The following is a 24,131-nucleotide window of genomic DNA, read 5'->3' as shown; positions in this document are numbered from 1 at the left end:
GCAGCCCCTTTGTCGCAATACCATTGACTCCGCAGCCAATGGCGCCCAGTAACAGAGATCAACTTCATGCAAGGGAGACACGACATGTCAAGAATAGTGGTCAAATCCGGAGATTTTCAGGCAGGCGACGCCAAATTCGAGGGTGGAATCTTCACCCTGAAATCCACCTTGCAACCTTCTCGCGAGCGAAAAATTCCCATTTCGCGAATTGCGGAGCTGGAGGCTGCGGATGAGCAGATAGTAAACAATAGCCACAGCGCTGTTCGGTGGGGATTGGCAGGAGCCTTGCTCCTGGGACCAGTTGGTCTGGTTGCGGGCTTGATGCTATGCAGCAAGGAAAAGGAAGTGACCTTCTACGCAAAATTCAAGGATGGGCGCAGCCTGATCGCCACAACTGATAGCGCAACGTACTCCAGGATTTCAGTCAAATCCCACCAGTAGACTATCTCCCCCACCTGCATCAAATTACGTGACCGTTCGGCGGGTACCGGTGCAGCATTTATCCAGCAGTGGTCTTCCACTTGAGTCTGCTAGCGTCCTGGTGACCGAGCATACTTCCCTTTCAAAACTATCAACACAGTTGAAGCGCCGGCCCACCAAGAGATTGAAGCTGGTATTAGTTGAACTCGTTGAAAAGAGCTACTGCTTCAATTCGCAACCACTCTACTTCCTCAGCAAACTGTTCCCCTGGGCATTGCAGTATCGGCGTAACGCTGTATCTTACGGGGCTGGGTCGGCAATGTTATTCGATCTATTGATTTTTCAGTCACACCGTCAAGGCTTTTTGAGTAATGAAACCTATCAAGCTGTACTGGTGCCGTGGACGCGGGCACAAGGATGCTGGCAAGCAGAATTTTGGCGATTACCTGTCGGCCAATCTGGTTGAAGTGTTTTCTGGCCGCAAGGTCGTTCATTCCGACATCAAGCATGCGGATATGGTCGCAGTCGGCAGTGTTCTGAATCGGGAAAAGAAAGCCAGAAGATGGGGAATCCCGCGCAAGCTGCATATCTGGGGCACGGGATCCGGCTCACCGGATTATGTATTCTCGGGGCGGCACCACTACCATGCTGTACGTGGGCTGATGTGCAAGGTCCAAATCCAGAATTTGAAGAGCCAGCCTGTGATGGGCGATCCAGGCCTGCTTTCGCCTTGGGTAATCCGAAAACCCACCTCCAGGAAAATCAGCGTGGGGTTGATTCCACACTTCTGCCATCACAACTCCCCCGAGATTGCTGCACTTCAATCGATGATCCCCAAGGCACGGATCATCAACGTGTTTTCTCCGGTCAAACAAGTTCTTGAGGAGATCGCTTCCTGCGATTTCGTGTTGTCATCCAGCTTGCACGGACTGATCGTGGCTGACTCATTCGGCGTTCCCAATCATTGGCTTAGCCTGGAACGTAGTAGAGAATGGGAGTTCAAGTTCCATGACTACTATTCGAGCTTTGGCCTATTCGACCATAGTCCGGTAACGCCACAAGAGATACTTGACGCTCAATCATGGTCTGTGGATGGCTATATGGAGGATTACCACCGGCCAGGTCTTGAGGCCTTACAGCATGGCCTCATATCAGCATTTCCATCAATCTAGCGGACTGTTTGCTAATTCTTTTATCTAGTTAGTTTATTTGGTTGCCTGTTCTCTGGGCGATTTAGACTAACGAACTCCCCGCACAGACTACTGGCAAGCAGCAGCTGCGCATTGCAGGCACCTACAGTGCCGCTGGTAGCGGCGACGCGTCCAAAGCCACGGCACTGCCAGCCTGGACGATGCAGGCGCCGTCGAACTCTCTGCAGCTGCTGGACGGTCGAACAGCCCGGACGACAGTCGTAATGACCCGGCAGTACATCCGCCAGAGGAATGGTAAAAAGTTACCCCTAGGAAGTGAATTGCAGACCGGAAACAACAAGGGCCTGCATGAGATATCTCGTGCAAGCCCTTGATTTTGTTTGGTGCCCGGAGCCGGGGTCGAACCGGCACGTTCAAAGAACGAGGGATTTTAAGTCCCTTGCGTCTACCAATTTCGCCATCCGGGCGGTAGCGCTGCAAGCGAGTCAGGCAGGTTTTCCAACCTTTGGGGGCAAACGCGCTAATAACGATTAGGCAGCTCGCGCACCGACGTGACAAGGCGTCGAATATATACACCCAAGCCGGATGAAGCAAGGCCCAATGCTGGACAAAATTTTGCGCCATCAGCAAAAAAAGCTCGGTAGATCAAGGATCTACCGAGCTATTGCGACCCAAATCCGAAGTCTGGGCCATCTTCATGAATTTCAATTCAAGCCGGCACGCCGAGAATGATATGCGAAGCCTTGATCACCGCCGTGGCACTGACGCCAGGAGCCAGTCCGAGTTCGGTGACGGCTTCGCGGGTCACGATTGAGTAGACTTCAGCGCCTCCGTCCAGGCGCAGCACCACTTCGGCGTTGACTGCGCCGTCGGTCACGCTGGTGACCTTGCCTTCCAGGCAGTTGCGGGCCGAGAGGCGGATGTCGCTGGATTCGGTCATCAGCATGACCCATGGTGCCTTGATCAGGGCGACGGCTTCCTTACCGACGGCAATGCCGAGGCTTTTGACACTTTGCAGGGTGACGACCGCCACCAGCACGTTGCCACCGGACAGGGTCAAGGAGACCTCGGCATTGACCGCACCCTCCTGCAGTTTGCTGACCGTTCCTTTGAACACGTTGCGAGCACTGACTTTCATGGCTGTACCTTTTCGGTAGGGTTCTGTCGGTGTGAGGCAATCAGTGTAGGCCGAGAGCGGGCTGGTTTCCGGTGGCTCGGGAATTTCCTGGCAGTTCAGGACTGAGTTCAGGTCTACATGCAGGTCGCCAATGCCGCGAGCCTGCGCTGAGCAATCCAGTTATCCAAAGCTGCATAATAGTTGACGTTAGTGCCGGATGCACCGCCCTGGACATCGGCAAAGGATTCAGCACCGGTGGTGTAGACAGTGAAGCCGCCAGACTTGCGTGGCTCCAGGAATGCACCGGCATCGACACCGAACACCGACTCATCCTGCCAGGCGAACTGGACGCACTGGGCGACCACGTTTTCTGCCTTGTTGGAGGTAAAAATCCTGGTTGGGCTATTGTGGCGAGCCGCTTCCATCGTCGATCCCGCGCACCCGGCCAGCAGTGCCACTGCCAGCGCCCCAATCAATACTCGCATGCTGCCCCCTCATTTTGGAAAGGGCGACTGTATCACTATGCCAGTTCAGGACGAATCCTTATAAGCGGATGCAGGTGATGCGAAAACAAGAAAACGAACTAAGCTCAAACAACTCGAACGGATTGTTCCACCTCCTTGATACCTCTAGGTGAAGTAATGCCTGAACGCTCATTGGCTTATCTGGTTGTGCTTGTCGGTGTGATTCTCGGGAGCGGCTACGCGACTTGCCTGGCATTCCTGCGCTGGCTGTGAAACTTCGCTCGGCCCGGGCCTGCCAGGTACAAGGTCAGGAAATATCAATGATGCGCAGCAAGCGCCGTATATCATCGACCGAACGCAATTTGATGGTCCACTCCCCGTCGATCCTCTCATCGACTTCACCGAACTCTGCGTGCAGCGTTTTGATCGAGCAATGCACGCCCTTGAAAGCCGGCAGCCGGAAATGAAACAGCAGCCAATTATGATTGGCCACAAAGCTGAAGGGACAAGTGCCATCCGCCACCGAAAATATGCCAATGGACCGCTTCAACTCCCCCCGAGGGTTGGGCGCGCAGTTATGCCACTTCATCGCGGCAATGGTACCCACCAGCATGCAAAACGCTTCCCGCACTTGCGGGCTTTCGATCGACGCGTAGCACTCAACATAACTCGCCGCATCCAGAGCATCAGCGATCATCTGGTTTTCTCCTGAGGGTGCCCTCTTCCAATCTAGCACCCTGCACGCCAAACGCCGGAGACAATGGCCGGGCCTGTGTTTTTCTCCAACACGACAACCTCGCTTGCCGTTCTCGAAATAATTTTACCGATCCTGCATCCGATCGATGACCTCATCCGTATATGAAGCACGGACAGAAATTCTGGCCGCTCCATACGCAAAGGAGTCATCATCATGAAGCGCACTTCGATTAAAGCCCCACTGATCGCCAGCCTGCTGAGCCTGGCCATTTCAGGCGGCTTCGCCTTGACCACCGCTCAAGCGGCGGACATGCCTCACCAAAGCGTGATTGTTGGCGGGCAAAGCATGATGCCAACCCGGGATATCGTGGATAACGCGGTGAATTCGGCGGACCACACTACCCTTGTCGCCGCCGTCAAAGCCGCCGGTCTGGTCGACACCCTCAAAGGCAAAGGCCCTTTCACCGTTTTTGCCCCCGTCAACACTGCATTCGCTGCATTGCCGGCAGGTACGGTCGACACGCTCCTCAAACCCGAGAACAAAGCCACTCTCACGCACATCCTGACCTACCATGTGGTCGCCGGTAACCTGGATATGATGGAACTGACCAAACGAATCAAAGCCGGTGGAGGTAAAACCGAATTGACCACCGTCAGCGGCGGCAAGCTTTGGCTGTCGATGAATGGCCCGCACAACATCGTGATCAAAGACGAGAAAGGCAGCATTGCCGACATCAGCACCTATGACGTGACACAGTCCAATGGCGTGATCCAGGTCATCGACAAAGTACTGATGCCAAAGAACTAGACGGCACCGGGCGCTGCGGTCATAGCGACGGCAGCGCCCAAGTTCGCAAGATCAACGCTATAACTAGAGCAGATGGCGAGCGGGCGCCGTCAATTCAGACCACCACGGCGATCCTCTGGAGGTCAATCATCACTACTGCCGATCCTGATCAACTGCGCAGATTGCTTGCAGAATGCTCGCTTGGCAGCCGGCAATCATTCGAGGCGCTCTATCGGACCACCTCGGGAATCCTGCTTGCCGTTGCACTTCGGTGCCTGGGACAAAAGGACCTGGCTGAAGAGGTCGTGCAAGAAGCCTTCGTGCGTATTTGGCACAACGCCACCGACTATGACACGAGCCTGTCACAGCCTTTGACCTGGATGCTCAGCATTACGCGAAACCTGGCGGTTGACCAACTACGCAAACGCCGCGAAGTGCCCGTCAATGAATTCCTCATCCAGGCACTGGAAGACCAATCGCCCCAGGCAGCCGAACAACTGTCGGCAGCCAGGCAGGCCATGGCGCTCAAACGCTGTATTGAAACATTGGACGATATGCAGAAGACCGCCATTACCAACGCCTATTTTCACGGCCTCTCATGCACTGAACTTGCCGTGCAGATGTCTGCTCCCCTGGGATCGGTCAAGTCCTGGATACGGAGAGGCATGGAGCGTTTGCGCAGGTGTCTTGAATCATGAACTATCGATCTGCTTCAGTGCGTCGCGCGCTCGCCGCAGACTACACAATTGGTCTGATGCCGAGCACGGCTCGCCGGCGATTTGAACGCCTCATGCTTGAAGATCCTGCACTAAGGGCGGAGGTCGCCAAATGGCAGGAGACGCTGATCGGGCTAACAGCCCCCCTGGCTGAGCAAAGGGTTCATCCGCGCGTGTGGAAAGCCATCGAGGCGCGGATCTTCACGCAAAAGTCGCAGGCAGCGGCGAAGCATTCATTCTGGTACTGGCTCCGGTGGACGGCGACCGCGGGCGTGCTGGTGGTTCTTGTAACGCTCGGCATTCGACTGACGCCGGACGGGCCGCTCCATACCACTACCCTGCTCGCTGACAATCAACAGGCCGCTCTCCAGATCAAGACCTATGAAGACCATCTGGAAGTAACAGCCATCGCCCTGGCTGCGCCTGGTGCAAATAAAAGCCTGGAACTCTGGGCAATTTCAGCCGATGGAAAACCGACTTCCCTGGGGGTTTTACCTGACGCCGGAAGTACAAGACTGCCCCTGACTGAACCTCAGCAAGCCTTGCTGACCAATGCCAAAGCACTGGCTGTCAGCCTGGAACCGCACTTGGGTTCACCGACAGGTCAGCCAACCGGGCCAGTGCTCTATCAAGGAAAAATCGAAACACTTTGACTGGAGGTCATCTGACTCATTTGTGCCTATCGTCGTTGCGCCGGGCAATCGCGAAGCCTGCAGCAAGGCACCAGACCGACGCGACAACCATAGTGCCGAATAGAATGTAGACCCAGTTCATGCCACAACCCCTTGGGCCCTCATGAGGTCCCGCTCAACTAGATCAGCTGCACTTGCGCCAAGACACGCAGATAATCCACTGCAGGGACCTCCCACTACGACGCGCCATCAATAACAGTGTGGCAGCCATAACGGACGAGCACGGACATTTGGTCGGCTAGATGACTTTCAAGGCACGCGCCGATATCCATATCGCTGCTATGCACGGAGAACAATTAACCCCTCTTCAATCCTTCTCACCCCCAGCGATTCCCCAGATGACCAGCCCGAAAGCGGGGAAAAAAAACAGGCCAATAACCCAGGCTGCTTTTTCTCCGATCGTTTTCCGAGTGCGGAACAAGCTGATGAACGCCCGCAAATCAAGAAGCAATACCAGTGCTGCTACGCCAATCCAGAAGTACTTCTCTGCTTCAGACAAGGCCCGGCCCTCCTATCGAGATGATCGTCAGGTAGAGCGAGGCAACTTTCATTCCACAATGCTTATATTTCGCATCTAATCCAATCACAGGATAACGAGATCATCGAACCCTGACGTCACCGGAAAATTTTTGCGACAAAAACACGCAGACCGCGCCCATGCATAACTCCGTGATCATCGGGACAACCGGAGCTGCCCCGCTGATGAAATGCAGGCCATCCAGGAACATGGCCGTCAAGAAGCCAAATCCTGCGACTTGCATGGCCCCTTTGAAATATTTCGAGTTCACTTATTGCTTTCCATAGTCATCAAGCCAGCTTGCCGAAGCCGCCATGCACTTCATCCCTGGCATGACGCAGTTCTTCTGCATCCTGATTCAGGCGGTGCACGATTCCCAGCAGGCGCTGGCGCAGCAGTTCATCCCTCAGTTGCTCAATAGCCCGCATCACTTCAAGAGCAGCGTGCTGGTTGTTGGCGGCAACGCCATCCAGGGTCTTGCGCAGGTGTCTCGTGGCTCGGGTCACTTGATCGCTCCATATCAATCAGGAGAGCAATCTACGCACGCTTTGTTTCCTTTTGATGGCTACCGCTCGAGTTCGGAGCAACTTCTCATAATCAACCATACTTGGACTGCATCCTGCTCGAAGCGCTGGCTGGCCAAGAGAGCCGAGATCTCCAATTCACACATTTGTCTGAACCTCGAAGGAAGACGCGCTTCAGGTTTTTGATTGTGAATGCTCGAGAACCATTCTCATCTTAAGCTTCCGAGGACTAAAGACTATGTGCGAGTCATGTGATCCCACACAAAAGCCGAGCATTACTGATCGCCGTCGATTTCTGCGACTTGTCGGGGCTGGTGCAGGTGCCCTGATCCTTGCTGGAGTTTTACCGGACAAGATTGCGCTGGCGGCCGAAAAAACCGTATTGCCAAAACCGGAAAACATAATCAGCCCGGATGCAGCGCTGCAAAGACTCATGGACGGCAATCAACGGTATATTTCCGGAACCTCCAAGACCCATGACTTCAAGGCGGAACGCGAAGCTTTGGTCGCAGGTCAGAATCCCTTCGTTGCATTACTGAGCTGTGCAGACTCCCGTATCGCCCCTGAGTACGCATTCGACACTGCTCGCGGGGACCTTTTCGCGGTTCGCATCGCGGGGAACTTCGTCACCAACGAAGGTTTGGCCAGCCTTGAATATGCGGTCGTGGCCCTCGGTGCCCCTCTGATTGTGGTATTGGGTCATGAAAGTTGCGGTGCCATTGATGCGGGGATAAAAGCGATCAAGGACAAAGCCACTTTCCCCGGACATATCCAGGGACTGGCCGATTCACTCAGACCGGCCATTGAGAAGGTGCTTGATCAACCCGGTCAACTGGGCGACAACGCCGTCGCACAAAACGTCAAAGACTCCGTTGAAAAACTCAAGCATGCCACGCCGGTGCTTACCGACGCGCTTGATAAAGGCAAGTTGAAAATCGTAGGGGGCGTCTACCGCCTGGCCACAGGCAAGGTGGATCTGATCGCCTGACTTGCGAAGATGCATCTCCTGGATAGGAGATGCATCCGCCTGTTCGAACCGCGAGATTTGGCGACTGCTAAGCTTTCCTCATGCGTTGGAGGATCGAGCCATGACAAACAAGTACGCCCTTCCCCTTGCTCTCGAAAAGATCTACGAAAATCAGCAGGCGATTGCCGCGGCAATCGACGAGCTGACACTTTTGGCCGAGCATTCGGGACGCAACGATTTGGCCCGCAACATTCGCCAGGCGCTAAAGACGCTGGATCACAATGCTCAGTCCATTGACGATGCGATAGCCGACCTGAAAAAGGTGCACTAGCCAGACGCCCCGCCCGGCATCGAGCAGCCTGGATCCAAACCTGCATTGTCGAGTCCTTACCTATTACTATCAGGGAATGGATGGCAACCGTGCAGGGGAAAGGATGAGCCAAACACCTAAACGAGGCTGGAATTGGGCCTATCGAAAGATCCGCGAGCTGCATTGCTCTCGTTCGATTGCCCTCTACCGAGCGACCCTGTACGCCATTCGCGGCGACACCAGAACGTTTATCAGTGATGCCACCTGGAGGAAAATACGCATTCGTCGCTGACGGTTGCGCGCGCCCTACCCGCACCTATCGGGAAGGTAAAGGCAGGCGCGCTACGGCGGCCTCGGCCATTTCAATCTCGGCGATCGCATTCTGAGCATGGGTTGCTTGCACCCACTGCATGGAGGAGTCACCGATGATTGCGCCAATGGATTGCCTGCATAGCTGATCCACATCAAGCCCATGATTTCTGGCGATAGCCATTACCGTTTTCAACGCTATCTCAAGCGCAACCACTCGATCTTCGCTCATGACACTTGCCTCCGTGTGGAACATTAAGCGTAGCTCAAGCCATGACGCCAACCTCGCGAGCCCCTGCCTCCGTCCTTACGGCACGGCAATGAATGCTGTGTGGTCGATCGACGACCAAAGTGTTCTAACGCAAGCGACACCCTCAACTAAGATAATCTGGGCGTTACCAAAGCCGGGTACGTCGCCTGCAGCCGGGATTGGCGTGGATGGCAACCATCCTCATTGACTGGGGGCATGGAATGTCCAGAAAAACACCACAAAAACGGATACCGCTAGCTATTACAGCAATATTGGCTATCAACCTTTCGTTTTTCACTGGGTGTACGAACAAACACAGTGTTGGGAGCTCTTCAGCTTCCACAGTCGGCTCAAGCTGCTTTGCGAAAGCCATGCCCACTGCTGGAGAAGGGAGTCTGGCATGGGGCCCCAATCTACAGGTGGTGCGCACCAACTCTATCGAAAACTGCAAACGCTATGCCGGTCGATCTGGCGGGACGCCGAATACCTGCAAGGTAGTGGAGGCCCGATGCAAAAATTGATCTTGGATCCTGCCGGGTATTGATGGTCTCAGTCAACGTTCCGTTATAGTGGCAAGGATGAATTACTGCCTGAATAAAGACTAACTCTGTTCTCGATCTCTTGTTGCGGACCGGCAAATTTACAGGCGGGTGCTAATGTAAAACTGCCCACCACAAAAGGAAGGCCGCCATGAGATACACTCTGTTCGAGAATCAGAGAAACGAAATCATCCTGCTTGCCCGCATCTTCCTGATGATCCTGTTCCTCATCGCCGGCTGGAACAAGATGATGGGGTTCTCAGGAACTGTTGCCTACATGGAATCACTCGGCGCGCCAATGCCCATGGTAGCTGCGGGGATTGCCGTCATAATGGAGTTCTTCGTCGCAATTGCAATCCTTGTGGGCTTCTACACTCGCCCGCTCGCATTTCTCTTCGCTTTGTTCGTACTCGGCACTATGTTGATCGCACACCACTTCTGGACCATGGTTGATGCGCAACGAGCAACTAACACGACCCAATTTTTCAAGAATCTATGCATCATGGGCGGCCTGCTGCTCCTGGGCATCACAGGCCCGGGCAAGTACTCGATCGATGGACGATAGTTGTGTGCAGACTTGATAAGACCGCAGGGAGCGCGGGCAAAACGTGCAATCCAGAGACGTAAAAAAAGCCCCGCACATTGGCGGGGCTCGGAGCAAGGCAAAAGGAAATGTCAGTGTCGGAACTGGTCAGGCCACAACGACCTCACGGCATCCCTCGCTTTCTCTATCTCTGCTATGGCATGGGGAACGTCATCAGACGTCACCCATCGAAAGTCCAAATTACCAATCAGCCCGCCAAACGCTTGATTGCATAAATAATCGATATTCAGCCCTTGTTGGCTCGCCGCGGCAATGACCGCAACGAGGGCCTGGTGGAGCTGAATTTCTCGATCTATGGACATGGCAGCACTCCTGTTTTTTGACATTGAACCAAGTCGTTCCGGAGGAGTACTTCTGTTACCTATTGCGCGGAAAGCCTTGGCATGCGGTGGTGCTTACTCCCGGTAGTGGATCGAACGGCGTGATCTGCGTGAGGATGCGAGCCCATCGGAAAATGATTTCATCCCCAGCGGATTTACGGTGGCGAGGACAGCAACAAGCGCTTGCTCAAATTCCCCTCGATCAGAGGATATGACTGCCCTCCAATTTTTCACCGGATTTTAAGCGTAGACCCGGATCACAAAGCCTTCAATCCAACTCTCCTGCCGAGCAATCGAGTGCCTGCGCCAACGCGCTAGAGGACGAGCAAGGCTTCATGGATTTCAATAGACGGCACATCAACGAACTCACGCTTTGCGGCCAACCAGACTCTCATCCTGTGCACATCGAAAATCTGGCCCTGCTCCATGAGCATCAAAACCAGGGCACAGGATATTCTGTAGCGGCCGCATGATGGGCAATCCCGCTCTTCAAACTCTCCCCCCGCCAGAATGTTTTCCGCGGTTCCGGCGCATATCAGGCAGCTCATGGGCTCCTCCTTGTTGTTTTTTCGAGGATACGGCCAGTCCGGTCTTGATAGCTATCCCCTGAATTCGGTGGACCTGAGTTCTGCCAACTGGTTCACTCTTCCACAAAATGGAAAGGGGTTTGGGCGCCAGGATTTTTTTGCGCGCAAAGAAAAACCCCGTAGACGTTAATCTACGGGGTTTTCAATGATGGAGGCCGAGGTCGGAATCGAACCGGCGTAAACGGATTTGCAATCCGCGGCATAACCATTTTGCTACTCGGCCCCAAACGTCAAAAGCTCTAACAAGCAGCTCTAAACGCATACAAACTGGAGCGGGAAACGAGACTCGAACTCGCGACCCCGACCTTGGCAAGGTCGTGCTCTACCAACTGAGCTATTCCCGCGTCGTGTTGACGGGCGCTATTCTATCGAACCAAGAACCCACGTCAACCCCTTGATTCAAAAAAACTTTTATTTCGTTTCTGCAGGGTCGCAATCATCCAGCGCAGAGCCTTGCTGCGCTCTGGCAAGACCGGGATTGTCGGGCTGAAACGAAAAAAGGACCCGAAGGTCCTTTTTTCAATCGCTTGCAGAATTCATTTGAACTCTGCAGCGCCATGTCTGGAGCGGGAAACGAGACTCGAACTCGCGACCCCGACCTTGGCAAGGTCGTGCTCTACCAACTGAGCTATTCCCGCGTGGTGTTGCTGGGCGCCATTGTAGCTTATTGATAACGCACCGCAACCCCTTGATTCAAAAAACTTTTATTTTTTTTCAACATCGATGCTCAGGTGCGGCCAGGCGGCGCGCAGGTAGTGCAGCATCGACCACAAGGTCAGCACTGCCGAGATCATCAGCAGCGAATAACCCAGGATCACCCAAAAAGTTGCTGCGACCGGGTTGGCCAGCAGGATGACCAGCGCCAGCATCTGCGCGGCGGTCTTCCACTTGCCCAGGTTGGACACTGCAACATGCGCCCGTGCACCGATTTCGGCCATCCATTCGCGCAGTGCCGAAACGACGATCTCACGACCGATGATCACCGCCGCCGGCAACGTCAGCCACATGTTGGCGTGTTCCTGCACCAGCAGCACCAGGGCGACCGCGACCATCAGTTTGTCTGCCACAGGGTCCAGGAACGCACCAAAGGGCGTGCTCTGCTCCAGGCGGCGTGCCAGGTAGCCGTCGAGCCAATCGGTGGCGGCGGCGAAGGCGAACACCACGCTGGATGCCATGTAGCTCCAGTGGTAAGGCAAATAGAACAGCAAAATGAAGATCGGTATTAGCACAACGCGCAGAACGGTAAGCAGATTTGGGATATTCATCGGCACAACTGGCTACAAGGTGAGGGGGCATTCTACTCGCTATGCAAGTTGGCATAAATCAACTCAGCGAGCTTTTTACTGATACCAGGGGCTTTGGCGATCTCATCGATGCTGGCACGGCTGAGCTCCTGTAATCCACCAAAATGTTTGAGCAGATCGCGCCGGCGCTTGGGGCCGACGCCGGCCACGCCTTCGAGCGTCGAGGTGCGACGGGTCTTGCCGCGGCGTGCACGGTGGCCGGTAATGGCAAAACGGTGTGCTTCGTCACGAATCTGCTGGATCAGGTGCAGGGCCGGCGAGTCCCCGCGCAAGGTGAATTCGTGGGCGGCATCGTTGAGGTACAGGGTCTCGAAGCCGGCCTTGCGGGTGGCGCCCTTGGCCACGCCGAGCAGGATCAGGTCCGGCACGGCCAGCTCCTGGAGCACTTCGCGGGCCATGTTGAGCTGGCCCTTGCCGCCGTCAACCAGCAGCACGTCGGGCAGCTTGCCCTCACCCTCCTTCAATTTGCTGAAGCGCCGGGTCAGGGCCTGATGCATGGCGGCATAATCGTCGCCCGGGGTAACCCCTTCGATGTTGTAGCGACGGTAGTCGGATTTCAGCGGCCCTTCCGGCCCGAACACCACGCAGGAGGCCACGGTTGCCTCGCCGCTGGAGTGGCTGATGTCATAGCATTCCAGTCGCTGCGGCGGCTCGTCGAGGTTGAGCACTTCGGCCAGGGCGTCGAAACGCGCCGCCACGTGTTGCCGGTTGGCCAGGCGCGCAGCCAGTGCCTGTTCGGCGTTGGTGACTGCCAATTGTTGCCAGCGTGCCCGGGTACCGCGCACCCGATGGCTGATGGTCAGCTCGCGTCCGCGCAACGTGTGCAGCGCCGCGATGATCGCCTCGAAGTCTTCATGCACGACGTTGACGATCAATTCACTGGGCAGGTCGCGTTCAGGGCTCGCCAGGAAGTATTGGGAAAGAAACGCCGACATGACTTCAGCGACCTCTTCCTCGATGCCCACCTGCGGGAAGAAGTTCTTGCTGCCCAGCACGCGCCCGCCACGCACACTGATCAGGTGCACGCATGCACCGCCGGGGTTGACGAATGCCGCCACCACGTCGACGTCACCGCTGCCGCCTTCCATGCTTTGCTGGTCCTGCACGCGTCGCAATAAGGCGATCTGATCCCGCAGTTCGGCGGCGCGCTCGAACTCCAGTGCCATGGCCGCCTGCTCCATGGAGGCATTGAGCTCATCAGTGAGCTGGTTGCTGCGCCCTTCCAGGAACATGACCGAATGGCGAACATCGTCGGCATACACTTGCGGGTCGACCAGACCGACGCAAGGCCCCTTGCAGCGCTTGATCTGGTATTGCAGACACGGCCGGGTGCGGTTCTTGAAGTAGCTGTCTTCGCACTGCCGCACCTGAAAGGTCTTTTGCAACAGGCTGAGGCTTTCGCGGATGGCCCCTGCACTCGGGTAGGGACCGAAGTACTTGCCCTTCTGCTTCTTCGCGCCACGGTGAATGGTGAAACGCGGAAACTCGGCGTCCGACAAAAACACATAGGGGTAGGATTTGTCGTCACGCAGCAGGATGTTGTAAGGCGGTCGCCATTCCTTGATCAGCGTCTGTTCAAGCAGCAACGCTTCGGTTTCATTGGCGACGATGGTGGTTTCGACCTGGGCGATGCGCCCGACCAGGGCGGCGGTCTTGGGCGCGAGGCCCGTCTTGCGAAAATAGCTGGCCAGGCGCTTCTTCAGGTTTTTGGCCTTGCCCACATACAGCAGCCGCGCCTCGTCATCGAACATCCGATAGACGCCGGGGCGTGCGCTGCAGGTGGCCAGGAAAGCACTCGGGTCAAATGGAGCGTGATCAAATGGAGCAGTCATGATCAGAGGCTGGCGTCGACCATGCCGTGGCGCACCGCCAACAAGGTCAACTCGACATCGCTGGTGACCGAGAGCTTCTCGAAGATCCGGTAGCGATAGGTGTTGACGGTCTTGGGGGACAGGCAGAGCTTGTCGGAGATGATCTGCACCTTCTGGCAGCCGACAATCATCAGTGCGATCTGGATCTCACGCTCCGACAGCGCGTCGAACGGCGACTGGCTGGACTGGGGCTGGAACGACTTGAGCGCCAGCTGCTGGGCAATCTGCGGACTGATATAGCGCTGGCCGGCAAACACCAGGCGAATGGCCTGGACCATTTCATCGAGCCCTGCGCCCTTGGTCAGGTAGCCGGCGGCACCGGCCTGCAGCAGGCGGGTCGGAAACGGATCCTCTTCGCAGACGGTCACCGCCACGACCTTGACGTCAGGCTGGCTGCGCAGCAATTTGCGTGTCGCTTCGAGGCCGCCGATGCCTGGCATCTTGACGTCCATCAAGACCACGTCCGGCTTGAGCTCACGGGCAATCTTCAGGGACTCTTCACCCGATTCGGCCTGCCCTACCACCTGCAGACCATCGATATCGGCCAACATCCGAGTAATGCCTGTGCGCACCAGATCATGATCATCGACTACCAGGACCCTAATCAACAGACACCTCGCGTTATGGTCTTAGGATTGTCGCCACCTTAACAAATAATCCATGTCCAAACCTAGCTCAAAGCGTCGTCCTGCTGACGCCTGAATACCATCACCTGCATGACGCCACGCAACCCTTTCAGGAAGCAACCGCCGAAGGCTTGATTTTGCTGGCGATGACCGCCGATTGCGTGGCCAGTGTCGTCACCAGACGGTGCAAGGCGTCCTGGTCTTCCTGCTGCAAGACGCGATAGCAACCCAGCACCCGCTCCTCGACCTGGGAAAGATGTCCCAATGGCGTGGGCGTGCGCACTCCGGTCAGGATATATAGAACGTCGGCACCGCGCGCGGCAACAGCGGCCAGGTAGTCGGCCTTGGGCGTGCGCTCGCCGCTCTCGTACTTGCCCTGGGCATTGGGCTCAACACCACCGATTTCACCGAAGACTCGTTGGGTGAGGCCAAGTCGCTCTCTTTCTTCCCTGATCCGCGAACCAATTCCACTCATTTGAATGTATAATCCATTATCTACAACTCGAAAAGGTGTGCAAAATCATGGCACACCGCCCTCACTTGAACGGATCTGAACTATGCCCGGTATACGGTCTGCCGCACAAGCCACAACCTGGCTGAAACATACGGATAGAGCGCTCGGGGCACTTAGCCACCAACCAGGCTGATCGTTCAGCAGACAAGGAGTCACGCCATGCAGAACATGCACGAAGTTGCCGTGCTTTTCCTGGATCGCCAGATCGAGGACCCCGTCGCACACTGTCGCAGCAAGCTGCTCAATCGGTGCATCAGCCATCTGGTCGACACGGCCGACATCAGTCTCGGCACTGCCGAAGACATTGCCTTGCAAGCCCTCGCCGAGATTGAGGCGCGGACCACGGATTTTGCCGTGGACCTGGTGCGTACGACGCCCCATGCGGTGTTCATCGTTGACCCGCGGACGGGGAGTCAGCGTTGTTTTACGATTGGGGAATTGCTGGATTTGCCTGTTTCGACTTGAGGTCCTCATCGCGGGCAAGCCCGCTCCCACAGAGTTCGTGTCTGGTTCGCCATTTGTGAACCACAGTTGCCCCCTGTGGGAGCTGCGGTGCGACGACTCGACTTGCCAGCGATGCAGACGACACGGTGTGTCAAACGAACACCGGTCTTTCCATCCGCACAAAACACTCATCCTCCCCCACCGCGACAAACCCCTTGCGCAGATACAGCGCCTGCGCGGGGTTGCTGTTGAACACGGTCAAGCGTACCCGCGGCAGCCCACGTTCCCGGGCCCAGCGAAAGGTTTGATCGAGCACCCGCGAACCGAAGCCCTGGCCACGGACGGATTCGATCAGGTGCAGCTCGCGGATGTACAGCGCCCTGGCATCGGCACTCAGGCTGAGGTAGCCCACCGCGCCGTCGCCGGTACTGAGCAGCCACTGCTCGCGCCAGTGCCAGGCCTGGTCGAAGGCTTCGTCCATCCAGAGCAGATCGAACTGGCGGTAATACTTCAGCATGGCGCGCCGGGTCAGGTCCCGGGCGAACGGCAAGTCCGTTTCACTGGCGCAGGTAAAGTACAGTTCCACAGAATTCTCCTGACCGATCCACAAGACCAACGGGCGCTGGCGTCCGGAAAGTGGAGAAAGTCTGGCATAAATCGCGGCGATTGAAATTTCTGATTGAATCGCCGCATCGCCGTGAAGTAAGCTCGGGGCATCAACCGGAGAACAGCATGTCTCACCTCACTCTCACTCAAGCTTGTCACGCTGCCAGCGCTCGTCGCCCGGTCGTGGCTGCGGCTGAGCGTGCACCGGTCAACTTTTATTTTGGGTATTGGTTTAGCCACTGGCGCGCCTGATACCCACACGGCGCCCACTACTTAGGGGTCGCCTGACAGAGAATTCTCAACCCCCGGTCGGCCTCCCGACCGGGGGTTTTGTTTTTTCAGCCCCAGCAACACCGAACTGACATTGAACTTGAGGAATACACCATGAACTTCACCACTTATTACCGCTACGACAGCAACACCGCCTGGCGATTTAGCCAACTCCGTTCGGGACAGCCTGCCGCCTCCGATCGGTCACGCATGGGTGGCACGCACACACACGACGCCAACACGGCCAATTGTCGAACACCTCGGTAGGGTTGATTGCGCGGGAAAGCACCCGCCGCCAGCCCTGGGAAGCCTGAACATGAATTCGTCCATCCGCGCTCTGCCCCTGACTCACCTGCAGCCACAGAACCTGTCCCTGGCTGCCAACACCGTCGTCAGCCAACGCTTGCCCAGCACCCTGGAGCTCAAGCACCAGGTGCCCCTCACTGCCGCCCTGCATGAGCAAGTCAGCGCTCATCGACAGGCCGTGCGCGCCATTCTCGACGGCAAGGACCCGCGCCTGCTGGTGGTGGTTGGCCCTTGCTCGATCCATGACCCACAATCGGCGCTGGAATACGCCGGCCGCCTGGCCGACCTGTCCCGCAATCTCAGCGAGGACATGTTGCTGGTCATGCGCGCCTACGTGGAAAAACCCCGCACCACCATCGGCTGGAAAGGCCTGGCCTACGACCCGCGCCTCGATGGCAGCGACGACATGGTCGGCGGCCTGACCCTGTCTCGCGAGTTGATGCGCGAAATGCTCAAGCTCGGCCTGCCGATCGCCACCGAGCTGCTGCAGCCCATGGCGGCAGGCTACCTGGACGACCTGCTCAGCTGGGTCGCCATCGGTGCCCGCACCACGGAGTCGCAAATCCACCGGGAAATGGCCAGCGGCCTGGGCATGCCGGTCGGTTTCAAGAACGGTACCGACGGCGGCGTCGGCATCGCCTGCGATGCCATGCGCAGCGCGGCCCATCCGCACCGACACTTCGGCGTCGACCCCCAGGGGCATCCGGCCATCATCGAGACCCAGGGCAACCCTGATACGCACCTGGTACTGCGCGGCGGCCATCGAGGGCCGAACTACGATCGCCAGAGCATTGCCCAGGTCCACCACAACCTGGCCAAGGCGGCGATCCCGACGCGGATCATGGTCGATTGCAGCCACGCCAACAGCGGCAAGGACCCACTGCGCCAGCCCGAGGTGTTCGACGATGTGCTCGAACAACGCCTGCAGGGTGACCGCTCGCTGGTCGGGATGATGCTCGAGAGTCATCTGTTCGAAGGCTGCCAGCCCCTGGGCAAGGACCTGCGCTACGGCGTCTCGGTGACCGATGGCTGCCTGGGCTGGGAGGCAACCGAAACCCTGTTGCGCCGCGCGGCCGCCAAACTGCGCCAGCAGGCGCGCACAGAGCAGGCACCGGCTTGAAACCCGGTGGAACTTTTAACGGGAAATAGCCCACTGATTCCGGTAGGCTCATCACTTTCTTGAAAAGGAGTACTCCCTCATGGCCAAAGCCACTGCCCGTCACATCCTGGTTGCCAGCGAAGCCAAGTGCAATGAACTGAAAGCGCAAATCGAGGCCGGCGCTGACTTCGCCGAAGTCGCCAAAGCCAACTCCACCTGCCCGTCCAGCCGCCAGGGCGGTGACCTGGGCTCGTTCGGCCCGGGCCAGATGGTCAAGGAATTCGACACCGTGGTGTTCAGCGCCCCGCTCAACGTGGTGCAAGGCCCGGTCAAGACCCAGTTCGGTTATCACCTGCTGGAAGTCACCAGCCGTCAGGACTGATCAACCTGCGCTATATAAAGTGGAAGCGGCTGCGGCCGCTTCCATTGTTTGACCCCCACCCCGAATGCAACAAGGGTGAACATGCGCTTGCCGTCCCTGACCACCCTGCCTGCCCTTTTGCTTTTGCTGATCCTGCAGTCGGTGGACGCATCGCCCCAACACGCCCTGACGGTCTACGCAGAAGCACCGAAGTACCCCGCCGGCTTCAACCATTTCGACTACGTCAACCCGCTTGCCCCCAAGGGCGGCAGCATGCGTCGTTCGGCGTTGGAGCTGGGGCAGTTCGATCACATCCTGCCTTATATAGACAAGGGCATCGGCATCACCGAGGTTGATGGCTGGATCTATTCGCCGCTGGCCGTACGCTCCCAGGATGAGCCCTACACCGTGTATGGCCAGGTGGCAGAGAAAATGGAGCGCGCAGACGACGGCTTGTGGTTGCGCTTCTACCTTGATCCGCGCGCCCGCTTCGCCGACGGCACCCCGATAACCGCCCAGGACGTTCGCTATACATTCGACCTGCTGATGACCCAGGGCAGCCTGAGGTATCGCACCCAATTTGCCGACGTGAAAGATGTGCAGGTCGAATCCGAACGGCAGATTCGCTTCAACTTCAAGAGCAACGAGAACCGCACCCTGCCCCTGGACCTGGCATCCCTCCCGGTGCTGCCCGAGCATTGGTGGAAAACCCGCGATTTTGCCAACGGCGGCGGTTTCGAGCCGCCCTTGGGCAGCGGGCCGTACCGCGTCGCCAAGGTCGACAATGGCCGCAGCATCACCTTCGAGCGCGAGCCGAACTGGTGGGGCAAGGACCTGCCGGTCAATCGTGGCCGCTACAACTTCGACCGCTTCAGCATCGAGTTCTTCGGCGATACCGATGTCGCCCGCCAGGTTTTGCGTGGCGGCGCCTATGACTACAACCGGGAGTTTTCCGCCACCGCCTACTCGATCGGTTACGACAGTCCCGCGCTGCATGATGGCCGCCTGCAGAAAGCCCATTTGGCCCAACAGTCATTGCAGGCAGCCCAGGGTTTTGTCTTCAACCTGCAACGGCCAATGTTTCAGGACCGCCGGGTGCGCCAGGCACTGAGCCTGCTCTGGGATTTCGAGTGGAGCAACCGGCAGATGATGCGCAACATGTACATCCGCCAGCAAAGCTTCTTCTCCAACAGCCCGTTGGCAGCACGGCAGCTGCCGGATGCGGACGAGCTGAAGATCCTCGAACCTTTGCGTGGACAAATCCCCGACGAAGTTTTCACCCAGGTCTTCGAAGCGCCGAAAACCGATGGCTCCGGACTTATCCGCGACAAGCAGATGCAGGCTCTGGCGCTGCTCGCGGAGGCTGGCTGGCACCCAAAGGGCGACCAACTGGTCAACGCCGAGGGCGAGCCCCTGAGCTTCACCTTCCTCAACAGCCAGAACGGTTTCGAACGCCTGCTGCTGCCCTGGAAGCGCACCCTGGCGCAGATCGGCATCGACCTGGAGATACGCCGCATCGATAGCTCGCAATACCTGAACCGCCTGATGGCCCGCGACTACGACATGATTGTCACCGGCTACCCGGTCACACCCTCCCCGGGCATGGAGCTGTACAACTACTTCGGTTCCCAGGGCGCCAGCGACCCGGGCTCCAACAATTACATGGCCCTGCAGAGCCCTGTCGTCGATCAGCTGATTACCGGCCTGGTAAAGGCCGAAACCCAGCCCGACATGGTTCGTCATGCCCATGCACTGGATCGGGTGCTGCAATGGAATTACTACTGGATTCCCAATTACTACCCGCCGGGCACCTCGACGGTCTGGTGGAACCGCTTTGGCATTCCGACCGTGCAAGCCAGCAATGACGAAGCCATCGAGTCCTGGTGGGAAGTCAGCCCGACCGCGCTGACCAACCAACAGATGACGGCACTCAAGGCCCGCGAACACAGCAACGAGGCACAGCAATGACAGGCTATATCCTGCGACGACTGCTGCTGATCATCCCCACCCTGCTGGTCATCCTGCTGGTCAATTTCGTCATCGTCCAGGCCGCGCCGGGCGGACCGGTGGAACAAGCCATCGCGCGCCTGCAAGGCATTGGCGCAGGCGCTGTCGCCGGCTCCACGGAGACCTTGCACGTCGGCTCCCGGGCCAGCCGCGGCCTCGACCCGAAATTGATCAAGGAGATCGAGCACCAGTATGGCTTCGACAAGTCGGCTCCCGAGCGCCTCTGGCTGATGCTCAAGCAATACGCCATGCTCGACTTCGGCAACAGCTTCTTTCGCGGGGCCAAGGTGACTGACCTGATCCTCGACAAGTTGCCGGTCACCATCTCACTGGGGCTGTGGGCCACCCTGATCACCTACCTGGTGTCGATCCCGCTGGGCATTCGCAAGGCCGTGCGCCATGGCAGCCTGTTCGATGTCTGGACCAGCACCGCGATCATCATCGGCTATGCAATGCCGGCGTTCCTGTTCGCCCTGCTGTTGATCGTAGTGTTTGCCGGCGGCACCTCCCTGAACTGGTTCCCGGTGCGCGGCCTTGTCTCGGAAAACTTCCAGCAGCTGTCACTGCTGGGCAAGATTGCCGACTATTTCTGGCACCTGGTGCTGCCGGTCACCTCCCTGGTGATCGGCGGTTTCGCCACCCTGACCATCCTTACCAAGAATGCCTTTCTCAACGAAATCACCCGGCAGTACGTGGTTACCGCCAGGGCCAAGGGCCTGGGCGACCAACAGGTGCTCTACGGCCATGTGTTTCGCAACGCCATGTTGCTGGTGGTAGCCGGGATTCCCCAGGCCTTGATCAGCGTGTTTTTCGCAGGGTCGCTGCTGATCGAGGTGATTTTCTCCCTCGACGGCATGGGCCGCATGAGTTACGAAGCGGCCGTTGCCCGTGACTATCCGGTGGTGTTCGGCTCGTTGTTCATCTTCACCTTGTTCGGCTTGCTGATCAGATTGATTGGCGACCTCTGCTACACCATGGTCGACCCACGCATCGACTTCGAAACAAGGGGCCGCTGATGCTGACACTGTCGCCCATGAGCCGTCGCAAGCTGCAGCGCTTCAAACGCAACCGGCGTGGCTTGTATTCGCTGTGGCTGTTCATGCTGCTGTTCGTCATGAGCCTTGGCGGCGAGCTGATCGCCAACGACAAACCCTTGTTGCTCAGCTATCAGGGCAGCCTTTATTTCCCGGCACTCAAGCGCTACACCGAACAGGACTTCGGTGGGCAACTGCCCTTCCAACCCGACTACCGCAGCAACTATGTACGCGATCTGATCGCCAACCAGGGCGGCTGGATGCTGTTCCCCCCCATTCCCTTCAGCGCCGACACCCCCAACTACGACCTGCTGCAACCCTCACCCAGCCCACCATCGACGGTCAACTGGCTGGGTACCGACGATCAGGGCCGCGACGTGCTCGCGCGGGTCATTTTCGGCGCACGGGTGTCGATCCTGTTCGCCCTGGCCCTGACCCTGATCAGCATGCTGATCGGCATCGCGGCCGGGGCATTGCAAGGCTATCACGGCGGCTGGGTCGATCTGATCGGGCAGCGCTTGCTGGAGGTCTGGTCGGGACTACCGGTGCTCTACCTGTTGATCATCCTTTCGGGTTTCGTCGAGCCGAACTTCTGGTGGCTGCTGGGGATCATGGCGCTGTTTTCCTGGCTGGCGCTGGTCGATGTCGTGCGTGCCGAATTCCTGCGCGGGCGCAATCTGGAGTATGTCCAGGCCGCCCGCGCACTTGGGCTGCCCGACCGGCTGGTGATCGTGCGACACATCCTGCCCAACGCCATGAACGCCACGCTGACCTTTGTGCCCTTCATACTCACCGGCGCCATTTCGACCCTGACCGCACTGGATTTCCTCGGTTTCGGCATGCCCGCCGGCAGCGCCTCGCTGGGCGAGCTGATCAACCAGGGCAAACAGAACCTGCAGGCACCGTGGCTGGGTTTCACGGCGTTCTTTACCCTGGCACTGATCCTGTCGCTGCTGGTGTTTATCGGCGAGGCGTTGCGCGACGCCTTCGATCCGAGGGCATAATCGACGCTTCACAGCCCGGCTCTTAACAACCGCATGGAACGGTCAATGAACGACAGCGAAAGCCTCAAGGACTACCAACAGGTTCGCCAGCTGGCGATTCGCTCCTTGTTCGAAATCATCGAGCAATCAAGCGAAGGCACTGTGATTGTCGACCGCGATGGGCGCATCGTCTGGATCAACGAACGCCATGCACGCCGCTTCGGCTTGAGCGACGCCAGCGTCGCCATCGGCCAGCCTTGTGAAAGCATCATCCCCGGAACCCTGATGCGCGAGGTGGTCAACAGCGGACGGCCGATCCTGCTGGACATGCTCGACACCCCGAGAGAGCCGCTGGTGGTGATGCGCCTGCCGATTCACGATGGTGCAGGCGAAGTGATCGGTGCCATCGGTTTTGCCCTGTTCGATGAGTTGCGCAACCTCTCACCCTTGCTTGAACGCTACTCGAGCATGCAGCAGGAACTGGCCTCCACTCGCTCGCTACTGCGCGCCCGCCAGGCCAAGTACAGCTTCGCCCAGTTCATCGGCACCAGCGCAGCCAGCCTGGACGTCAAGCGCCGAGCCCGGCGGGGCGCCAGCAGTGACTCGCCGATCCTGCTGCTGGGCGAGACCGGCACCGGCAAGGAACTCCTGGCCCACGCCATCCATGCCGCGTCAACGCGTGCGCACAAAGCCTTTGTCAGCATCAACAGCGCCGCCATCCCCGAAGCCTTGCTCGAGGCAGAATTCTTCGGTACGGCGCCGGGGGCCTTCACCGGTGCCGACCGCAAGGGCCGTCCCGGCAAATTGAAAATTGCCCAGGGCGGCACGCTGTTTCTCGACGAAATCGGCGACATGCCGCTGCCTCTACAAAGCAAGCTGCTTCGGGTGCTGCAGGAAAAGGAATACGAACCGGTGGGTTCCAATGAGGTGATCCAGAGCGATGTGCGGGTGATTGCCGCGACCTCCACGGACCTGGCCGCCGCCATGGCCCGGGGCGAGTTTCGCGCCGACCTGTACTACCGGCTCAATGTCCTGCCGATCCAGGTTCCGCCGCTGCGTGAACGGCTGGAGGACATACCGGCGATCAGCGAGGCCACCCTCGAAGACCTCAACAGCCAGCACGAACTGGACAGCGACGCCCTGGCCCTGCTCGCCCAGCATGCCTGGCCGGGCAATATTCGCGAGCTGCGCAATGTGCTGGAACGGGCCGCGTTGCTCTGTGATGACAGCCGACTGGGGGCTGCGGATATTCGGGCGGCGATCGGCACGCTCAAGCCCCATCGGCATGGGACGCCAAGCCCGGTGCGCGAGACCTTGAAGCAGGCCAGCGAGCGGTTTGAGCGGCAGATGATTGAGGCGGCGTTAAGTGAGTGTGGTGGGAATGTGCCGCAGGCGGCGCAGTTGCTGGGGCTGGGGCGGTCTACTTTGTACAAGAAGATGGTGGCGTTGGGGGTTGGTTAGTCTCTGATTGGAGATATTGGTTTCTGATTTGAGATTGTTGCGGCCGCGGTGCGGCCGATCGCTGGCAAGCCAGCTCCCACAGAGTCGGCGCTGTACACGAATCCTGTGGGAGCTGGCTTGCCAGCGATAAGGTCCGAAGGACCTTCATCTCAATACAGAGACGAACATCCAATCACCTTACAAAAAAACATATATATTTCAACAACTTAACAATCTGGCACAAATCTCGCTATCTCCCCCGCAACCAACAACAAAAACAAGCTGCACCAAGGAGA

Annotated in this window: 29 protein-coding genes and 4 tRNA genes; 15 read left to right on the top strand and 18 right to left on the bottom strand. The window is 57.9% G+C overall.

Annotated elements, in window-relative coordinates:
* The first annotated feature begins 84 nt into the window (after window positions 1-84).
* Both F2S13_RS16145 and F2S13_RS16140 read left to right on the top strand, forming a co-directional pair.
* Window positions 85-441, top strand: coding sequence for a hypothetical protein (locus F2S13_RS16145; protein ID WP_166362500.1), 357 nt, complete (start codon window positions 85-87; stop codon window positions 439-441).
* A gap of 350 nt (window positions 442-791) precedes the next feature.
* On the top strand, window positions 792-1,592 hold the full coding sequence (locus tag F2S13_RS16140; protein ID WP_166362498.1) for a polysaccharide pyruvyl transferase family protein: 801 nt from the start codon (window positions 792-794) through the stop codon (window positions 1,590-1,592).
* 360 nt (window positions 1,593-1,952) lie between these two features.
* On the opposite strand, the gene F2S13_RS16135 is transcribed toward F2S13_RS16140, so the two are convergent.
* From F2S13_RS16135 to F2S13_RS16120, 4 genes are all read right to left on the bottom strand, one after another.
* Window positions 1,953-2,038: transfer RNA gene (locus tag F2S13_RS16135), tRNA-Leu, on the bottom strand.
* Window positions 2,039-2,280: 242 nt separating this feature from the next.
* A complete protein-coding gene (locus F2S13_RS16130; protein WP_166362496.1) occupies window positions 2,281-2,709 on the bottom strand; it encodes a TOBE domain-containing protein in 429 nt (142 codons plus the stop codon).
* A gap of 113 nt (window positions 2,710-2,822) precedes the next feature.
* A complete protein-coding gene (locus F2S13_RS16125; protein WP_166362494.1) occupies window positions 2,823-3,173 on the bottom strand; it encodes a hypothetical protein in 351 nt (116 codons plus the stop codon).
* 286 nt (window positions 3,174-3,459) lie between these two features.
* Window positions 3,460-3,849: a hypothetical protein gene (locus tag F2S13_RS16120; RefSeq protein ID WP_166362492.1), complete on the bottom strand. Its 390-nt coding sequence runs from the start codon at window positions 3,847-3,849 to the stop codon at window positions 3,460-3,462.
* Window positions 3,850-4,062: 213 nt separating this feature from the next.
* On the opposite strand from F2S13_RS16120, the gene F2S13_RS16115 reads away from it, so the two are divergent.
* From F2S13_RS16115 to F2S13_RS16105, 3 genes are read left to right on the top strand one after another with little or no spacing between them, the layout of a single operon-like run.
* Window positions 4,063-4,656, top strand: coding sequence for a fasciclin domain-containing protein (locus F2S13_RS16115; RefSeq protein WP_166362490.1), 594 nt, complete (start codon window positions 4,063-4,065; stop codon window positions 4,654-4,656).
* A gap of 59 nt (window positions 4,657-4,715) precedes the next feature.
* Window positions 4,716-5,333 carry a sigma-70 family RNA polymerase sigma factor gene (locus F2S13_RS16110; RefSeq protein ID WP_343047498.1) on the top strand — a complete coding sequence of 206 codons (618 nt, stop codon included), beginning with the start codon at window positions 4,716-4,718 and terminating at the stop codon, window positions 5,331-5,333.
* Window positions 5,330-6,004 carry an anti-sigma factor gene (locus tag F2S13_RS16105; protein WP_166362488.1) on the top strand — a complete coding sequence of 225 codons (675 nt, stop codon included), beginning with the start codon at window positions 5,330-5,332 and terminating at the stop codon, window positions 6,002-6,004. Before F2S13_RS16110 ends, F2S13_RS16105 begins: the two co-directional genes overlap by 4 nt.
* 346 nt (window positions 6,005-6,350) lie before the next feature.
* On the opposite strand, the gene F2S13_RS16100 is transcribed toward F2S13_RS16105, so the two are convergent.
* The 3 genes from F2S13_RS16100 to F2S13_RS16090 all read right to left on the bottom strand — a co-directional run bounded on the left by F2S13_RS16100 (window position 6,351) and on the right by F2S13_RS16090 (window position 7,066).
* Entirely contained in the window at window positions 6,351-6,542 is a 192-nt protein-coding gene (locus tag F2S13_RS16100; protein WP_166362486.1) for a PLD nuclease N-terminal domain-containing protein, read from the bottom strand.
* Window positions 6,543-6,642: 100 nt separating this feature from the next.
* On the bottom strand, window positions 6,643-6,831 hold the full coding sequence (locus F2S13_RS16095; RefSeq protein ID WP_166362484.1) for a hypothetical protein: 189 nt from the start codon (window positions 6,829-6,831) through the stop codon (window positions 6,643-6,645).
* A gap of 19 nt (window positions 6,832-6,850) precedes the next feature.
* Complete coding sequence (locus tag F2S13_RS16090) at window positions 6,851-7,066, bottom strand: hypothetical protein (protein WP_166362482.1); 216 nt, start codon at window positions 7,064-7,066, stop codon at window positions 6,851-6,853.
* Window positions 7,067-7,322: 256 nt separating this feature from the next.
* On the opposite strand from F2S13_RS16090, the gene F2S13_RS16085 reads away from it, so the two are divergent.
* Window positions 7,323-8,072, top strand: coding sequence for a carbonic anhydrase (locus F2S13_RS16085; RefSeq protein WP_166362480.1), 750 nt, complete (start codon window positions 7,323-7,325; stop codon window positions 8,070-8,072).
* Between the two features lie 100 nt (window positions 8,073-8,172).
* Window positions 8,173-8,382, top strand: a complete 210-nt coding sequence (locus F2S13_RS16080; protein WP_166362478.1) for a hypothetical protein — start codon at window positions 8,173-8,175, stop codon at window positions 8,380-8,382.
* A gap of 295 nt (window positions 8,383-8,677) precedes the next feature.
* Here the strand turns inward: F2S13_RS16080 and F2S13_RS16075 are convergent, their stop codons facing one another.
* Complete coding sequence (locus F2S13_RS16075) at window positions 8,678-8,902, bottom strand: hypothetical protein (protein ID WP_166362372.1); 225 nt, start codon at window positions 8,900-8,902, stop codon at window positions 8,678-8,680.
* 708 nt (window positions 8,903-9,610) lie between these two features.
* Here F2S13_RS16075 and F2S13_RS16070 point away from each other — a divergent pair.
* Complete coding sequence (locus F2S13_RS16070; RefSeq protein WP_166362477.1) at window positions 9,611-10,024, top strand: DoxX family protein; 414 nt, start codon at window positions 9,611-9,613, stop codon at window positions 10,022-10,024.
* Between the two features lie 110 nt (window positions 10,025-10,134).
* On the opposite strand, the gene F2S13_RS16065 is transcribed toward F2S13_RS16070, so the two are convergent.
* The 9 genes from F2S13_RS16065 to F2S13_RS16025 form a co-directional block, all read right to left on the bottom strand.
* Window positions 10,135-10,365 (bottom strand): hypothetical protein, encoded by a 231-nt coding sequence (locus tag F2S13_RS16065; protein ID WP_166362475.1) that lies wholly within the window; start codon window positions 10,363-10,365, stop codon window positions 10,135-10,137.
* Between the two features lie 332 nt (window positions 10,366-10,697).
* Window positions 10,698-10,931 (bottom strand): hypothetical protein, encoded by a 234-nt coding sequence (locus tag F2S13_RS16060; protein ID WP_166362473.1) that lies wholly within the window; start codon window positions 10,929-10,931, stop codon window positions 10,698-10,700.
* 188 nt (window positions 10,932-11,119) lie between these two features.
* Window positions 11,120-11,193: transfer RNA gene (locus tag F2S13_RS16055), tRNA-Cys, on the bottom strand.
* Between the two features lie 45 nt (window positions 11,194-11,238).
* Window positions 11,239-11,314, bottom strand: a tRNA-Gly gene (locus tag F2S13_RS16050).
* Window positions 11,315-11,532: 218 nt separating this feature from the next.
* A tRNA-Gly gene (locus F2S13_RS16045) sits at window positions 11,533-11,608 on the bottom strand.
* A 66-nt stretch (window positions 11,609-11,674) separates the two neighbouring features.
* Window positions 11,675-12,235 carry a CDP-diacylglycerol--glycerol-3-phosphate 3-phosphatidyltransferase gene (gene pgsA / locus F2S13_RS16040; protein WP_166362471.1) on the bottom strand — a complete coding sequence of 187 codons (561 nt, stop codon included), beginning with the start codon at window positions 12,233-12,235 and terminating at the stop codon, window positions 11,675-11,677.
* Between the two features lie 32 nt (window positions 12,236-12,267).
* A complete protein-coding gene (gene uvrC / locus F2S13_RS16035) occupies window positions 12,268-14,106 on the bottom strand; it encodes an excinuclease ABC subunit UvrC (RefSeq protein WP_166362469.1) in 1,839 nt (612 codons plus the stop codon).
* A 2-nt stretch (window positions 14,107-14,108) separates the two neighbouring features.
* Complete coding sequence (gacA, locus tag F2S13_RS16030) at window positions 14,109-14,753, bottom strand: response regulator transcription factor GacA (protein ID WP_166362467.1); 645 nt, start codon at window positions 14,751-14,753, stop codon at window positions 14,109-14,111.
* Window positions 14,754-14,880: 127 nt separating this feature from the next.
* Window positions 14,881-15,246: a helix-turn-helix domain-containing protein gene (locus F2S13_RS16025; protein ID WP_166362465.1), complete on the bottom strand. Its 366-nt coding sequence runs from the start codon at window positions 15,244-15,246 to the stop codon at window positions 14,881-14,883.
* 198 nt (window positions 15,247-15,444) lie between these two features.
* On the opposite strand from F2S13_RS16025, the gene F2S13_RS16020 reads away from it, so the two are divergent.
* The gene (locus F2S13_RS16020; protein ID WP_166362463.1) at window positions 15,445-15,750 is read left to right on the top strand and encodes a hypothetical protein; all 306 of its coding nucleotides are present in this window, start codon (window positions 15,445-15,447) and stop codon (window positions 15,748-15,750) included.
* A 130-nt stretch (window positions 15,751-15,880) separates the two neighbouring features.
* On the opposite strand, the gene F2S13_RS16015 is transcribed toward F2S13_RS16020, so the two are convergent.
* Window positions 15,881-16,315, bottom strand: coding sequence for a GNAT family N-acetyltransferase (locus F2S13_RS16015; protein ID WP_343047488.1), 435 nt, complete (start codon window positions 16,313-16,315; stop codon window positions 15,881-15,883).
* 606 nt (window positions 16,316-16,921) lie between these two features.
* On the opposite strand from F2S13_RS16015, the gene F2S13_RS16010 reads away from it, so the two are divergent.
* The 6 genes from F2S13_RS16010 to F2S13_RS15985 all read left to right on the top strand — a co-directional run bounded on the left by F2S13_RS16010 (window position 16,922) and on the right by F2S13_RS15985 (window position 23,856).
* The gene (locus tag F2S13_RS16010) at window positions 16,922-18,031 is read left to right on the top strand and encodes a 3-deoxy-7-phosphoheptulonate synthase (protein ID WP_166362461.1); all 1,110 of its coding nucleotides are present in this window, start codon (window positions 16,922-16,924) and stop codon (window positions 18,029-18,031) included.
* A 79-nt stretch (window positions 18,032-18,110) separates the two neighbouring features.
* Window positions 18,111-18,392: a peptidylprolyl isomerase gene (locus F2S13_RS16005; protein ID WP_095966785.1), complete on the top strand. Its 282-nt coding sequence runs from the start codon at window positions 18,111-18,113 to the stop codon at window positions 18,390-18,392.
* Between the two features lie 81 nt (window positions 18,393-18,473).
* Entirely contained in the window at window positions 18,474-20,339 is a 1,866-nt protein-coding gene (locus F2S13_RS16000) for an extracellular solute-binding protein (protein WP_166362459.1), read from the top strand.
* The gene (locus F2S13_RS15995) at window positions 20,336-21,394 is read left to right on the top strand and encodes a microcin C ABC transporter permease YejB (RefSeq protein ID WP_166362457.1); all 1,059 of its coding nucleotides are present in this window, start codon (window positions 20,336-20,338) and stop codon (window positions 21,392-21,394) included. The genes F2S13_RS16000 and F2S13_RS15995 overlap by 4 nt, the downstream gene beginning before the upstream one ends.
* Entirely contained in the window at window positions 21,394-22,416 is a 1,023-nt protein-coding gene (locus tag F2S13_RS15990; protein WP_166362455.1) for an ABC transporter permease, read from the top strand. The genes F2S13_RS15995 and F2S13_RS15990 overlap by 1 nt, the downstream gene beginning before the upstream one ends.
* Window positions 22,417-22,461: 45 nt before the next feature.
* Complete coding sequence (locus F2S13_RS15985) at window positions 22,462-23,856, top strand: sigma-54 interaction domain-containing protein (RefSeq protein WP_166362453.1); 1,395 nt, start codon at window positions 22,462-22,464, stop codon at window positions 23,854-23,856.
* Window positions 23,857-24,131: the final 275 nt, after the last annotated feature.

Source organism: Pseudomonas akapageensis (genome assembly GCF_011355085.1).
In the GTDB taxonomy this organism is placed as follows: domain Bacteria; phylum Pseudomonadota; class Gammaproteobacteria; order Pseudomonadales; family Pseudomonadaceae; genus Aquipseudomonas; species Aquipseudomonas akapageensis.
This window is presented reverse-complemented; position numbering and strand designations above follow the sequence as displayed.